This window comes from Bacillus cereus ATCC 14579 (assembly GCF_000007825.1).
In the GTDB taxonomy this organism is placed as follows: domain Bacteria; phylum Bacillota; class Bacilli; order Bacillales; family Bacillaceae_G; genus Bacillus_A; species Bacillus_A cereus.
On sequence record NC_004722.1, the window covers coordinates 2,621,534 to 2,635,691 of the forward strand.

The following is a 14,158-nucleotide window of genomic DNA, read 5'->3' on the forward strand; positions in this document are numbered from 1 at the left end:
TAAAGTGACTCAAAAAAGAGCACACATATAAATGTGCTCTTAGAGAGGTAGGTTAAGTATCCTATTGGCCATTGTTCAAAGTTAATATATGTACGTTTAACTAAAAAGTGAAAAATAAAAAAAGGATAGTTAGAAAAAAGCTAACTGTTTCATTGCAACTTGAAAAAAAGAATGTGGGAGGTTCAAAAAAGAAACTATATATAATTATACAAGTAAAACAGAATTGTACAGCATGAAAAGGAGCACTACATAAGTGAGTGCTCATCGATAAGGAGGTAACTTTTTTAGCTAAACACCCTTCTTAAAAAATATGCTGGAAAAGCGGGAAATAAAACCAAAATATAGTAACTAATGATGTTATGAGTAAAAATTTATAGGGGGAGGTTTCATGTTGTTATTATTTAAATAATAAAACAGCTAGCTCAATGAACTAACTGCTTTATTGTCCAACAATAAAGATACCCACAATACGTTGTAACTTTAAGTTACAACTATAGTATAAACAGAATTAAAAATATTATGTAAAGTTAAAAATGAGCTAAATAAGGAAACTAAAAAGAGCACTAGGTACAAGTGCTCTTTAAAAGAAGACCCTATGAGTTAATAGCTACATATCCGTAATATATGCTTGCCCCTTTAAATGGTGACAAGCAAGTTAATATAAAAGATTACCCAGCAAAAAACTAACTGCTCAGTCCTAGAAGAAAAGGAAAAGGAAAAACAAAATTACAGAGGTCACTGTGAATTAAGCTGTATCAGGCCATCTATAGCATTAGACATAATGAATAGAAACAATAAGGTCATTAAAACTCACTTATAAAAACGTAAAGGAGGCACTGCTTAAATTGTAGTATCTCCTCTTAAAAAAGATTAAGTTCAGTTTTATTTCTGAAATCAAAACAGATAATAAAGGTGTTTATTTTCTTGTGGAACTAAAGCTACCATATAGTTGAATAAGATGAATTGTGTTATTCAGTATTTGATTTTATCATTGTTTTTCCTTCCTTATACAATAACGGAGTAATTTCCCCTGCATATCCACTCAAACTAATTAAATGATGAATTCCTGTTTCTTTATCTACTATCGTTACTCGTGAACACATAATTTAGAATTTCATTCGGAAAAACTCAAAAAGGCAGTTAGCCCAGTCTAACTGCTCGATACAGAGGTAATAATCTAGATGCATAGATATTGTATGCCGAGTTATTGATTTTATTCAAGGAATAAAGAAATTGTATTTATTTGAAAAATATAGTTGAAGAATTTTATAGAGAAACTGCAGCAAATTCTATATTACAAGAGATACGAGGTGTAGCTCCAATAGAAGACAGAATGACATAAGTACGAAGCCTTACTAAACTTTCTGGACCAAAGTTTAGTAAGGCTTCAACTAATTTAACTGAATTTGAAACAAAACTAAATAGTAAAACCTAATTAAATGTGAAATCCAACTAAAATTTAATTTAATTCTACATAAGTAACAAAAGATATTCATGAAAATGGATACTTTCTCGTCTAAAAAGTATCCATTTTATGTCCTTGTACAAGTGTAGAAAGACAGAAAAGTCTAAACTAAAATTTCATAAATAATTGTTGATAAATAGCCGTTATCATAATTTTACATATAGCAATAGAATTTGTAAATAATGATCAAACCACATACACTGGTGGTTGAACGATGAACAGGCACCAGAATTTGCATACAATGTAGATATTCATAGAAAGCCTGGTTATGATCCGGTAGAGTTGTTTGTAAATCCAAAGACATTCCAAATACCACTAGAACCGGAGCGAATCAAAGGATCTCACGGTTTACCAGCAAAGGATAAAGGAGATTATGTGTCACTTGTAGTAACGGGGAAAGATTTTGAACTTCCAGATACATTAGAAGCGACCGAAGTCCATGACTTGTTGCTAAAGCTTGCGGGAAATGAGAAAGGGTGAAAAAATGAAATATCAGATGGGTGTGTTATTTGTCGGAGTGCTAGGTGCCGTTGCAACAACAACGATTTCTGGGCTTTTTGCAGTCAATCAAAATCTTGCTCCACTAAGGGGCGTTATTTCTACAGAGGGGTATCGCCACATCGCCATCAACCTAAGGTGGACAAAAGGGTATATGTGAATGTGTTTTTTGAAATTTCTACGACTACACTAAAGATGTGCATAACAAATAAACCTATTAACTAGGCATTTTAAAAAATATTATGCAGCCTTGAAACTTTTTGACAACATATAATCATACACAACACCTAAGATATCAAAGACGGTTTTCTTTTCGTACCGGTGAGATTTTCTTCCGTTTTTCTCTAAAAGGTAAAACAAACGCAGTAAAACTTTTAATAATTCATGGCTGCCCTTCTGTAGTCCCTCATAAAACAATAGATAATAATTCTTTATCATATAGATGGATTTGTATTCACTTAACTCTTTCTTTTTCTTATCCAAGAGTAACTGACGCATTTTAAACATCGTCGATGAACAGAGTAACATACTAATGAGTTGTCCATATAAATGGCATTCTAAGCGTTCTTTCTTGATTTCTTTACACTTGTCAATTTGAAAGAAAGATTTCCATGTTTTGAACAAAATTTCAATTTGCCAGCGTAATGAATACAAGTCATGGATATGTTCCGTTGGAACATTTTCTGCAGGAAGATTCGTAATATACACATTGATCCCACTCAACCGCTTACTTCGCTCTTTGTATGTAATACCTTTCTTCTTTTCTTTTTTGGCTTGTTCCTTCAACCTTTTCTCTGTTTGTTCCTTTGTTAATCGATGAATAATAACACGAGCTGGTAATTTTTGGTGCTGTCCAATGTATGCCTCTGAAACCTCTATTGTTTGACCAGGAGACAATTGATTCATGAGTTCTTCCATATCTAACTGAATATAGAGTGATCCTTTCTTTACAAGTCCCATTTCGAAAATGCTCTGGCTTATCATTCTTACAATAGATTCGAGAATTTAATTTCAAACGTGAGATATAGTAAGCTCCTTTATCATGGATTTTCTGTAAGTCATGTAAGTCGAAATAGCCTAAATCTCTTATGTACAAGTCTTTTGGTCGAATAATTTGTAGGCTTGTTGAACCAAATATTTTATCATTTTCTCTTCCTTCCCCTACATAAACGTGCAGAAACTTTCCACTCAATAGGTCATACTCCAATTGAATTTTGACTCCTGCCGTATGGCTACTTCCACCTGAACCTTGATAATGTGAAGAAAATTTATCTGGAAGCTGAAATGTTGTAGAATCCAGAATCCGAATGTGCTTAAAGGTCGTGGTATATTGATGAATTATTTCTTTTGTTGAATGAATTCGTTGAGTTAGAAGATTAGCTAGAACTTGTTCTAGCAACTGTACTGCAGAAGCATTAAATCGTCGGTTAAGTCCTTCAGGGCTGATAAGAACACCTGTAGATACTTCAAGATAGCTGCATAATTGAGTGAGTGATGTACTTGCAACCTGTTGGCTAAGCCATACACATAAAGCAACTAATTCCTTTTCCTGATATTTACTCTTTCGCTGAACAAACCCTTTTTCTTTAGCTAGGTGTTCTAGAACACGAGGAGACATATGTCTTTGTAATTCTTCGGCAATCGGTTGAAGTTCGTCATGAATCGAAAACTCCATAAAATACGCCATCTTTTCCTATAATTCTACAGAAAGAATAACGTCTTTTTGGTTTTATGGATAGTGTAAAACCTTAGCCTGATAGTGATGGTGCCACTCTTTAATAGAATAATAAAATGATTAAAAAATAAATTCTCTCTGTTATTTAATATTTCACCCAAACTATTTTTGAGAAAACAAAGTCTAGAAAAGGGATAAAATACCTTTTTATGTTATATTTAGATAAAAAGGGGGAGAATACATGATTAAAGCAGTTATCTTCGACTTAGATGGAACTTTATTAGATAGGGATAGTTCTCTTAAACTCTTTATTAAAGAACAATATAAGAGGCATATCAATAAACTAAAACATATACCTGAAGAACAATATGTATCTCGATTTATTGAGTTAGATAATAAGGGATACGTTTGGAAGGACAAGGTATACCAACAATTACTCCAAGAGCATTCTATTTCCGATTTAACATGGGAGCAATTATTAGAGGATTACATAAACAACTTTCAACATCACTGTATTCCTTTTTCTAACATGGAGCATGTACTAAAAGAGTTGAAAGACAAAGGCATATTATTAGGCATGATTACAAATGGATTCACTGATTTTCAACTCCTAAATATCCAAGCCTTAGGAATTGAGAAATACATGGATACCATTTTAGTGTCTGAACAAGAGGGAATTAAAAAACCTCAAGCTGAAATCTTTATGAGAGCTTTAGAAAGATTAGGTGTTACCCCCGAAGAAAGCGTATACATAGGGGATCATCCAGAAAATGATGTAATAGGAGCTCGAAATGTGGGAATGAATGCAATATGGAAGAAAGATGCGTTTTGGGAAAATCCATTTACAGATGAATACATAATTGATGATTTAAAAGAATTACTGTTACTAATTGATACAATCAAAAAAAATAAGTACTTATCAATAAAATTGACTACTATAACCAAAAGGAGGAAGTTTTATGAGTTCAGTAGAAGAAAAGTTTCTATCTACAGTAATTTTTCAATTTGAGCACATAAAAAAACGTGCTGAGAAAGCTATAGATCAGTTAACAGAGCGAGATTTACATTGGCGTCCTAACAGTGAATCTAATAGTATTGCAATCATTATAAAACATCTGAGTGGAAATATGCATTCAAGGTGGACTAATTTCTTAACAACAGATGGCGAAAAAGAATATAGGGATCGTGATGGTGAATTTCTCGATACGGTCATTGAAAAAAAGAATTAATTGAAATTTGGGAAAATGGGCGGTTTCTTTTATTTAAAGCAATTAAAGAGTTACAAACAGAAGACTTAATAAAGACTATAACAATTAGAAATAATCCATTAACCGTCCTAGAAGCAATTCAAATTGAAATAGCGCATTGTAGCAATCATTTAGGTCAAATTTTATACATTGGTAAACAAATAAAAGGTTCAGGCTGGGAAATATTAAGTATTCCGAAAGAGAAATCTCAAACTTTTAGATAATATATTCAAAGTTCAAGTGACGTTAGCTAAATGGTGTAAAAATATTAGTTATTTATTTGTAATTTCGAATAGAGAATAAGAAAGCCTGAAAAATGAGTAAACTTTATTTCGAAACTACAGTAATAGTTATTATAGGGAAAAATGGACTGAAAAAGAATTATTGATTACTGTCTAAAGGAGTGAGTTGTATGAATGTAAAAATAGACGAAAAAACAATTACAACAGATCGGCTTTATTTGAGAAAAATAGGCTTAGAAGATATTGATGATATTTATAGTATCGTAAAAAAAGATATGGTCGGTACATGGCTTGCAGCATCTAGAGGAATGACAAAAGAAGAAACAAAAGTGTACGTCGAAAAGTTTATAGATCATTGGAATCAATATGGCTTTGGTGTATGGGCAGTATTAAATAAATGTACAGGGGAAATTATAGGACATTGCGGATTAAGATATGTAGATCAAAAAGAAGAGGAAGTTGAAATTATGTATCTTTTAGATCCTGAATTTTGGGGAAGGGGTTATGCAACAGAAGCTGCAAAAGCATCTATACAATATGCCACTAACTCGATGGAAATTAAAAAACTGATTGCGAGAATTAAAATTACAAATGATAAATCAAAAAAGGTATTGGAGACCTTAGAATTCCAATATACTTATGATAAAGACTATCAAGGTAAACAACTATCACATTATGAAATAAAATTGAAGTCATAAACACTTCTTAAGAACACAGGATTCACGTAAATGTAAGATAATTAATCAGCTCGCTTGTTTAACAACAGCGAGCCTTTTTACGTATGTAAACCTTGGTTAGTTAGTTTATGTTGGCTCCTGTTTTTGAATCTTTTATTATCAACGCTTATTATAGGATAACAAAATGTAGAAAAATAAAAATTTCGTTTAGGGGGTACTATAAAATATTAGCTTGATGGGTATGGGGTACCGCCAGCATTTCGGAAAAAAAACACGATAAGCAAAACGTAAAATAAGCTGCCCATATGGACAGCTTATTTAGTCGGGTAAGCGGGGGGCATCGCTGCCCCCAACTCCCCTCAGAACCGTACGTGACAGTTTCCCATCATACGGCTCAAGCCTTCTTTTTATCCGATTTCAGTCCCTTTAGTATAGGCAAGGTAAGTGAACTAATTTTAAGTTTAAATTAGACAATATGAGGTGTTGCGGAACAGGCATGTCTTTTACGACTACCTTTTCCCCGTTTTGTAGTGGAGTTTTGCAGATAGCGCAGCGGTAACCTTGTTTTCTAGCCAGCTTCATTCTATCCATCGTGTTTTCCGTATCAAATACCTTACGGTCTCTTTTTTCCCAGTATTCTTTCAATGTTGGGTCATCAGGACTATTTTTGAATTTCACCATGTTGTGTCTCTCAATCTTAATCCATGACATATGTAAGAGTTGGATATTTGTTTTCGGGCAGGTTGGTGTCCAAGCATTTCCACCATGATGTGGATGCCTGTAATATCTTGCATATATCCATTTCCACGACTTCTTTGGATGGAGCTGTCGAAGATGTTTGCCGATTCTCCAATAGATATAGCTATCCATTGTACCAAAGATTTTCTTAGAAACGACATGTTTCCAGTATTGCCCGTATCCTCTGATAATAGGATTAAGCACTCGGATGATTTCTCCGATGGGTTGACCCCTCATGACACGTAAAGTATCTCCAATTTTCTTCTTCGCTTTCTGTCTACTGCCCTTACTTGGTTTGATGAACAGTTTATTCCCCTGTTCAGTTTGGTACTGCCGAATCAAGAATCCTAGGAACTCAAATCCTTCCTCAATATGTGTAACCTTCGTCTTTTCAGGGCTTAATTCCAATCCCCTGTCCTTTAAGTAGGGACGAAGTCTCATATATACAGAGAGTGCTTGTTCTTTTGTCTCCGTTAAGACCACAAAATCATCTGCGTAACGGATAAGGGTAAATTTGCAAGCAGGATTCATAATATAACTATCATTAGCTTTATAGTTTTTCTTGTAAGTAATTCCCAAGGTTTCTTCCATTCCATGAAGGGCAATGTTAGCGAGAAGTGGCGAGATAATTCCTCCTTGCGGAGTACCTTCTTGCGTTTCCGCGAAAAAGCTTTGCTCCATGTATCCCATCTTGAGCCATCGCTTCAATAGTTTTCTTCCTGGGAAGTAAGAAGTTTGTTTGAGTATCCACTCATGGTTGAGATGATCAAAACAGCCCTGAAAATCTCCTTCAACTATCCATTTCTTCTTTGTGCCCCCGTTGATTCTATTGAAAATGCTTCGTATGGCATCATGGGTACTTCGCTTAGGACGAAACCCGTAAGAAATAGCTTCAAATCTGGCTTCCCACTGTGGTTCAAGGGCATTTCGCACTATATTTTGATATACCCTATCCTTTATAGTTGGGATGCCCAACGGTCGCAATTTTCCGTTTTTCTTCACAATGTATATACGTTTTGCTGGTTTTGGTCGGTGTTGTAGCGTATTTAACTTTTTGAGTTGCTCATAGAGAAGATTTCTTTCTCTGCGACTCAAGGCTGTATGTTCATCAACACCTGCTGTTCGCTTTCCTTTATTCTGCTGTGTTACTCGTCTAATTGATAACAGTAAGTTTGCTTCGCTTCTCATGAGTAAGCGTTGAAGTTTTCTTACCTTTCTTTGTTGCTGTAACTGTTCGGCACGGTAAATTCTTTGTCGTAACTTCGTCACATACATCTGAACTGCTTTCCAGTTTGTATACGAGACGTGCGCCGACGCTCGTTCTGAGGTGTTCATAACTGCACGCTCCTATTCGTCAGAAGATAACTTACAAATGTATTTCCATGTTGAAGACCTATAAGAAGTGGGCTCCCTTTCAGGCTTGTCATGGGTTTGTCCGTAAGGACGACAATATCCGCTCAGTTATACATATTTCTATGCTTTCCTGTTTCCTTTCGGCTAGCGGCTTTTGCTTTCTCTTATATCCTTTACCCTCTGCCACATCGTTTGACTTTACAGTCATCCTACTGCTTGCGCAGATGACATAGGGCTTACCAAGTTTCACATTCCACAGATACGACAGGGTTAGGTGGACTCTTTACTCCGGATAAGTTGCGGGATGCAACGCGGCAGTATTATGAGAATGCCTTTCCTCTTATCAAGACCTGGGTAGAGCTGTACATTATCCCAAGCTAACGATTACGAAGCTTACGAGCCTTCACTCTCGTTCACCGTACCTGTCTTCTCCTAGCGGTATTCCGAGTCATGTACAGACTCTCTGTTTCCACATTTCCTCATGCAACCCACGAGCCCGTTACCAAGTCCGCAGTTTCGGATGGAGATAGACTTTGCATCTAATCTAGTAGCAGAAGCTACCCTGTGGGAATGCGACTTCTTGTCGCACCATAAATTTCGTTATTGGTAGTAAAACAACAACAAAAAAGATTAGCAAAGAGCTAAAAATTAAAATGACTGATTCGTTTAATGATATCTAAACCAAACAAACCATCCTTTTTCTTTACTTTTTGCTAAAAATATTTGACCTTGGGCTAGGTCAGCTCCAGGTGCTTTTGGGAAGTCTAAACGTACAAGCCATGATTTCTCAGCAATTTCTTTACCACAAAAGGTTTTTGCCATTCCAAAATAGTTTTTTTCTTCTTTATTACCAATAGTTTTAGGAAAAGGTTTTGCAGTTACAACATTCCATTTAGTATACATATCAGGAAAATCATCTATTCCAGTTCCATAAGTTTTGGGTATCAAAGTATTTAATGCTTCAATTACCTCTTTTCTATCTTTAATGGATGTTTTTTTTAATTCACTTAATACTGGGCATTTTTTGGGTTGTGCGTTAGCTTCAATTATCGGAAAAGAAAATAATAAAATCATTATTAAAAAGAATAACCGTTTTATATGAATCACCTCTCAACTATTATTCATCAGGGAGGATATTTTTATGATGATTTGATTGAATACTCCATACATATCAAGTCGACATAACGCATCATTATCGGTAGCAATAAAAAAGAGGAATCCTTACTCTCAGAAGGATTCCCCTTTTTTATTTTCTATAAAGCTATTCATCTTTTTATACATTCCTATTATGGCGCGATTTTAGGTTTCTCGTTTGTTACTGGATTAGCCGAAAAACTGTATAAAATCTTGTATACTCTTAGCGTGGTTTTTTTCCAAAATGCTGGCGGTACCCCTACAGAGAAAGAATTTGAGACATTACAGCTAACTCCACTCGATCAGATTGCTTTTGGTGGATGGGATATACAAAAGGATTCATTGATAGAAGTAGTAAAAAAATATGGTATCATTCAGGAATCTATTTTGAAGAAATTTGAAATGCAACTCAATGATGTTCCTATTTGGCAAGCACCACTGGCTAATGTAAATGATTTTGTTAAAGGGGTCTATAGTCTGACAGGAGAGCCTGAGAACTTAATGAGCGCAGTGAATCAAATTCAGGCAGACATTAAAGAATTTAGAAAAAAATATAATCTTGAAAGAATTGTTGTGGTAAATACGGCTTCAACAGAAGAAAAGACAAAAAGTCATTATTTATATCAGTCATTAAAAGCATTTGAGACTGGGTTAAGGGAAAATTCACCTGATATTCGACCAGGTATGCTGTATGCATATGCGGCAATGAAATCAAAATGTGCCTATGTAAATTTTACGCCGAGTGTGACGACTGAGATACCAGCATTACAGGAATTAGCAGAACTGCAGGCTGTTCCGACGGCAGGAAAAGATGGAAGAACAGGTCAGACTTTATATAAACACGTTTTAGGAAAAATGTTCAAACAACGTGGATTGAATATTGTCGGGTGGTATAGTACGAACATCTTAGGGAATCAAGATGGTGCAGTTTTGGAACACCCAACACATTCTTCAACAAAAATTGATTCGAAATCCATTGGGCTAGAACAAATATTAGGGTACAGTCATTTTGATCATAAAGTAAGAATTGATTACTTTCCTGTCCGAGGAGATAGGAAAGAAGCCTGGGATACCATTGACTTTGAAGGCTGGTTAGGAGAACGAATGACAATGAAAATTAATTGGTTAGGTATTGATTCGATTTTAGCTGCCCCTCTAATAATTGATCTGTCCCGTTTTATGGAGCATGCACTTAGAGAAGGGAAGGTAGGAATAATGGAACATCTTTCCCTTTTTTTTAAAGCTCCAATTGGAACAGATGAGTATGCCCTTGATAAGCAATACCAAACGTTATTAGATTATGTTAAACATTTCGAATAAAACGATTAATTCCTTTGGTTCCTTAAAGTTGAAAAGATATCGGAGGTTGAGATCTTTTTCTTGAAATCGAAAATAAAACAATAAGGTTTTTTAACTATTTAACAAATCCTATTTCTATAAGATTTACTAGAAGGAAATTATTTTATTAGATAAGAATATCTTAAGTTGAAAAATAAAAAACGTTATCTCTTTAAACATGATAGATTAACCAAGATAACGTTTTTTTATAATGGTAGTATTGTAAGTAAATATTTAGAATATGTATCCGAAAATATGTTGCAATCACTACTTATTGCTGTTACTTTCAACGAATTCAGAGAAATTATAAAGAAACTTTAGGATAAATTGCAATTCATTAACATTTTTTTGATGCAGTAGAGAAGTAATAATACTAAGAGATTCCTCTCTTTGAGGATTATCGATTAAATTAACATTACTAAAATTTAACACTTCATCAGGTGAAACCTCTAGGCCAACAGCAATTTTTTGCAGAGTAAGCATGGAAATATTCCTTTCTCCACGTTCAACACCACCAATGTAAGCTTGTTGCAGATTGATTTGTTCAGCCAATTCTTCTTGTGTCAATCCTCTTTTTTTTCGTAAAAAGCGGATGTTTTCTCCAACCAATTTTAAGAAATCAGACAAGTGTATCACCTCTCTATCAGATTAGAGAAGTGTACAAATGAATGTAAGAACACTATAGTGCTTAAAAAACGAAAAATATAACTTATAAGTATTTTTGTATATTTAATAGATTAGTCTATATGAGAAATAAAACTAATAATAAATGGTACTATGGTCTATTATTTTTAGTTAATAAGAGAATCTAATTGTATTCAATAGTGAATTTTACTAAAAATGGCTTATAAAATTATTAAATTACCGTATCAAGCCGTACTATACCAAACGCCACCGAACCGAACGCAGCCGGGATGTACCATACCAAGCCTAACCTAATTAAAACGACCTATCTCTTCAGCAATAGGGAGGTCATCTCCTATTGAACAGCTTTAACTGTTTCGACAAAATCATAATTTTCATTGAATATTCTTGTAATATAAAATTTTTAGTGGTTTTATTTGAATTTTTATTAGAATAAATTAATTTAATTTATATCCGTATCAAATCGTACCATATATCTAGTTTGGCATAATAAAATAAACTATGTTAATTAAACTATATTTAAATTCCTAAATTATTACTATTTCATTAGGGAATATAAAAGTATTCTGTTTATCTTTTCAATAGTGATTCTTCTTCCCAAACATATTGACGCCAATCTGCTGTTATAACTCCATCTTTTAAAGCTTTTGCAATCATACCGCGATGAAGGCGATCTGAACGTAGAACGTGACAACGTCTGCAAAGTGTACGTAAATTTTGAAGTCTATTGTCCCCATGCAGCCCACTAATTATATGGTCTATATGACATTCGCTTAATAAAACTGTCTTTTTGCAACGTATACATTGTTTATTATCTCTCTTCCATATAATTGGTCTTATGTTTTTCCTCCAAGTTTCATAAGGTGTTCTTTTTTTAGGCATGTGCTTTTTCCTGAATGATGTTAAAGTCAGTGACATGGAATCGACCAAATCCAACTTTTCTTGCGTCTCCTAAACCAGCATACGCACCAGCATCTTGGCAAATAGCTTTCATTTGTTCTCGGCTAATTAAGGTTCCCTCCCATATTATACTGAACTCTGTTTTCCAACCGGATGAAATAGCCAGACGATAACGTATATTTTTAACTCCTCTTCTTGAAACAGGGCGTACATCAATATACACATCTCTTTTATCATCCCTTGTTATTTCGCTAATAGGTGGAAGAAACCTGTTAATTAATATTTTATTATTTAATACTTGGAGAGTTGAAGATACGTCTGGTTCTAAAGTTCCTCTTCCTTTGGATATAAATTTTCCTCCTGCGCGTAAACAAGAGAAAATATAAATGGGATCCAAATAAAGTTGTCCTTGTGGTGTTGCTTGAAAAGTTTTTTTCCATTCTTGTGGATTATTTCCTGGAACTCCCCACTTTTCTTGTTTGGTTATGGGAATAGCCTCTTCGGTAAAGCGATTAAACAAGAGTGGTCTAGTTCCTGAAATTTTCACATTAGCACAAATTATTGACATTTAATTTACCTCCTAAAATAAAACCTATAAGTATTTATTGTCAAAATTTAATACTTTTAAACATAGGAGTTAATTTTATGGTTAAAAATATTAATAGTAAGAAAACAAATCTATTACTTAAATGCTCAAAAGAGCATTTTGTAAACTATTTTTATACATACTGAAAATACCCTACTATCTAATAAAGTGAAATTTTTGTTAAAAATAATGAGCTCTCAAAACTACTAAATTGTAAATATAAATACACTACAAAATACCTATAAGGGAGCGTATTTTTTATGGGAATTAAAGTTTTTAGGGGGGCTGAAAGATGTGGCAAAATGAACAAGGATATTTCAATGGTTATCCTAATTATCAACGTAATTGTTCCAATCCAGCTTGTTTAAATCCCTATTGTCGGTGTGGAGAAAGTTGTAGGTGTGATCATAATCATCAATGTCATGGAGGAGGAAATCTTGTTTATACCCAACAGAAAGTTAATTTAAGTAATTCTATGCGCTCAGTTTGGGAACAACATGTCTATTGGACTAGGATGACGATCATCAGCATAGCTTTTGGTTTACCAGATATAGACGTTGTTACCGCTCGTCTACTTCGCAATGCTGTAGATATGGGGGATTTATTAAAACCTTATTATGGAAGTGAAATAGCAACAATGTACAACAACTTAATAAGGGATCACCTAGTAATTGCTGCGGAGCTTGTTAAAGCTGCAAAAGCTGGTAATCAAGAGGCTGCAACGGCTGCTGAGAGAAAATGGTATGTAAATGGAGCAGAAGTTTCCCAATTTCTAAATAGAATAAATCCTTTTATTTCAAGAGAAGAATTTCAAAAAATGTTTTTCGAACATCTAGCACTCACTAAATTGGAGGCAGTACTTATGCTCCAAGGTGATTTTAAATCTAGTATTACTGTATTTGATAAAATTGAAGTAGAAGCTTTACAAATGGCGGACACAATAACGATTGCAATTGTAAAGCAATTCTCACAAATGTTTTACAGATATATTTAATAGGAGAGACAGGACCCCTAAGTAACACAAGATATTGCCCAAAATACCAAGAGAGAGGGGGAAATGTAATTGAGACATGAAATGAACCATATAAACACTATGGGTATATCGTGGCCCTTTGCTGTTGCTATCTTATTTATTTGTGTGCTTCTCATTTGTCATATTATTTATACACTTTGGAAGCAACGAAATCGTCTGTACAAATTCAATGAACAATCTAGTATAATCGTTCATTCACTTCCCATGACCTTAGGGATGATTTCTACAATGACAGTTTGTATAGTTTTTGGATCTATTATGAGCCACAACCTAAGTACGGTCTATGTTTTAGGACTTCTGATGGGTGTTTTTATTAGTGGTATTATCAGTTTTCCATTTCAAGATATGATCCTCATATTAAATGGCATTGTTGCAGGAGCTATGGGAGGATTAATGGGTATAATGATTGGTACCATGATACCTCAAACTGGATTATATATCATTATAATATTATTAATGATATTGTTTACAGTCACTTGGTTTACCATAAATCGGCGAATTCGTAGTCAATCTATAGAGTAGAGTATGTTCTCTTGTTTTGAATTATTTTCTTGTTAATCGCAGCATGGACTGTGAAACGCTCTAACAGAGACGATCAGTTTTATACAATGATATTAGAGATAAGAG

The 14,158-nt window shown here is 34.1% G+C and carries 13 protein-coding genes and 2 pseudogenes; 8 read left to right on the forward strand and 7 right to left on the reverse strand.

Features of this window, described 5'->3' with window-relative positions; translation table 11 throughout:
- Positions 1-968: 968 nt before the first annotated feature.
- Positions 969-1,103 (reverse strand): DUF6440 family protein, encoded by a 135-nt coding sequence (locus BC_RS28045; RefSeq protein ID WP_002025869.1) that lies wholly within the window; start codon positions 1,101-1,103, stop codon positions 969-971.
- 569 nt (positions 1,104-1,672) lie between these two features.
- Between BC_RS28045 and BC_RS13210 the strand changes: the two genes are divergently transcribed.
- On the forward strand, positions 1,673-1,945 hold the full coding sequence (locus BC_RS13210; protein WP_000997500.1) for a hypothetical protein: 273 nt from the start codon (positions 1,673-1,675) through the stop codon (positions 1,943-1,945).
- Positions 1,946-1,949: 4 nt separating this feature from the next.
- Positions 1,950-2,123, forward strand: a complete 174-nt coding sequence (locus tag BC_RS13215) for a hypothetical protein (protein ID WP_000877140.1) — start codon at positions 1,950-1,952, stop codon at positions 2,121-2,123.
- A gap of 80 nt (positions 2,124-2,203) precedes the next feature.
- Here the strand turns inward: BC_RS13215 and BC_RS13220 are convergent.
- Positions 2,204-3,638, reverse strand: a pseudogene (locus BC_RS13220) (IS4 family transposase).
- 241 nt (positions 3,639-3,879) lie between these two features.
- Here BC_RS13220 and BC_RS13225 point away from each other — a divergent pair.
- The 3 genes and pseudogenes from BC_RS13225 to BC_RS13235 all read left to right on the forward strand — a co-directional run bounded on the left by BC_RS13225 (position 3,880) and on the right by BC_RS13235 (position 5,825).
- Positions 3,880-4,647 carry an HAD family hydrolase gene (locus tag BC_RS13225; protein ID WP_000588494.1) on the forward strand — a complete coding sequence of 256 codons (768 nt, stop codon included), beginning with the start codon at positions 3,880-3,882 and terminating at the stop codon, positions 4,645-4,647.
- A pseudogene (locus BC_RS13230) lies at positions 4,598-5,109 on the forward strand (DUF1572 family protein). Before BC_RS13225 ends, BC_RS13230 begins: the two are co-directional and overlap by 50 nt.
- 188 nt (positions 5,110-5,297) lie before the next feature.
- A complete protein-coding gene (locus tag BC_RS13235; protein WP_001101141.1) occupies positions 5,298-5,825 on the forward strand; it encodes a GNAT family N-acetyltransferase in 528 nt (175 codons plus the stop codon).
- 405 nt (positions 5,826-6,230) lie between these two features.
- On the opposite strand, the gene ltrA is transcribed toward BC_RS13235, so the two are convergent.
- Together ltrA and BC_RS13245 are read right to left on the reverse strand one after the other, a co-directional pair.
- On the reverse strand, positions 6,231-7,877 hold the full coding sequence (ltrA, locus tag BC_RS13240; protein ID WP_001097733.1) for a group II intron reverse transcriptase/maturase: 1,647 nt from the start codon (positions 7,875-7,877) through the stop codon (positions 6,231-6,233).
- Between the two features lie 684 nt (positions 7,878-8,561).
- Positions 8,562-8,969 (reverse strand): hypothetical protein, encoded by a 408-nt coding sequence (locus tag BC_RS13245; RefSeq protein ID WP_000601800.1) that lies wholly within the window; start codon positions 8,967-8,969, stop codon positions 8,562-8,564.
- Positions 8,970-9,242: 273 nt separating this feature from the next.
- Here BC_RS13245 and BC_RS13250 point away from each other — a divergent pair, with 273 nt between their 5' ends.
- Entirely contained in the window at positions 9,243-10,349 is a 1,107-nt protein-coding gene (locus BC_RS13250) for an inositol-3-phosphate synthase (protein ID WP_227493637.1), read from the forward strand.
- Between the two features lie 285 nt (positions 10,350-10,634).
- Here the strand turns inward: BC_RS13250 and BC_RS13255 are convergent, their stop codons facing one another.
- The 3 genes from BC_RS13255 to BC_RS13265 all read right to left on the reverse strand — a co-directional run bounded on the left by BC_RS13255 (position 10,635) and on the right by BC_RS13265 (position 12,480).
- The gene (locus BC_RS13255; RefSeq protein WP_001279278.1) at positions 10,635-10,994 is read right to left on the reverse strand and encodes a helix-turn-helix domain-containing protein; all 360 of its coding nucleotides are present in this window, start codon (positions 10,992-10,994) and stop codon (positions 10,635-10,637) included.
- Between the two features lie 588 nt (positions 10,995-11,582).
- A complete protein-coding gene (locus BC_RS13260) occupies positions 11,583-11,894 on the reverse strand; it encodes an HNH endonuclease (protein WP_001124982.1) in 312 nt (103 codons plus the stop codon).
- The gene (locus tag BC_RS13265) at positions 11,887-12,480 is read right to left on the reverse strand and encodes a hypothetical protein (protein WP_000022212.1); all 594 of its coding nucleotides are present in this window, start codon (positions 12,478-12,480) and stop codon (positions 11,887-11,889) included. Before BC_RS13265 ends, BC_RS13260 begins: the two co-directional genes overlap by 8 nt.
- Positions 12,481-12,790: 310 nt before the next feature.
- Between BC_RS13265 and BC_RS13270 the strand changes: the two genes are divergently transcribed.
- Positions 12,791-13,492 (forward strand): hypothetical protein, encoded by a 702-nt coding sequence (locus tag BC_RS13270; RefSeq protein ID WP_000267784.1) that lies wholly within the window; start codon positions 12,791-12,793, stop codon positions 13,490-13,492.
- Positions 13,493-13,561: 69 nt separating this feature from the next.
- Complete coding sequence (locus tag BC_RS13275; RefSeq protein ID WP_029438503.1) at positions 13,562-14,053, forward strand: hypothetical protein; 492 nt, start codon at positions 13,562-13,564, stop codon at positions 14,051-14,053.
- The last annotated feature ends 105 nt before the right edge of the window (positions 14,054-14,158 follow it).

What these genes read in the sequence shown, in the direction of transcription:
- BC_RS28045 (WP_002025869.1), bottom strand. Translation starts at nt 1,103, where the DNA reads ATGTGTTCACGAGTAACGATAGTAGATAAAGAAACAGGAATTCATCAT.
- BC_RS13215 (WP_000877140.1), top strand. Translation starts at nt 1,950, where the DNA reads ATGAAATATCAGATGGGTGTGTTATTTGTCGGAGTGCTAGGTGCCGTT.
- BC_RS13225 (WP_000588494.1), top strand. Translation starts at nt 3,880, where the DNA reads ATGATTAAAGCAGTTATCTTCGACTTAGATGGAACTTTATTAGATAGG.
- BC_RS13235 (WP_001101141.1), top strand. Translation starts at nt 5,298, where the DNA reads ATGAATGTAAAAATAGACGAAAAAACAATTACAACAGATCGGCTTTAT.
- ltrA (WP_001097733.1), bottom strand. Translation starts at nt 7,877, where the DNA reads ATGAACACCTCAGAACGAGCGTCGGCGCACGTCTCGTATACAAACTGG.
- BC_RS13245 (WP_000601800.1), bottom strand. Translation starts at nt 8,969, where the DNA reads ATGATTTTATTATTTTCTTTTCCGATAATTGAAGCTAACGCACAACCC.
- BC_RS13260 (WP_001124982.1), bottom strand. Translation starts at nt 11,894, where the DNA reads ATGCCTAAAAAAAGAACACCTTATGAAACTTGGAGGAAAAACATAAGA.
- BC_RS13265 (WP_000022212.1), bottom strand. Translation starts at nt 12,480, where the DNA reads ATGTCAATAATTTGTGCTAATGTGAAAATTTCAGGAACTAGACCACTC.
- BC_RS13270 (WP_000267784.1), top strand. Translation starts at nt 12,791, where the DNA reads ATGTGGCAAAATGAACAAGGATATTTCAATGGTTATCCTAATTATCAA.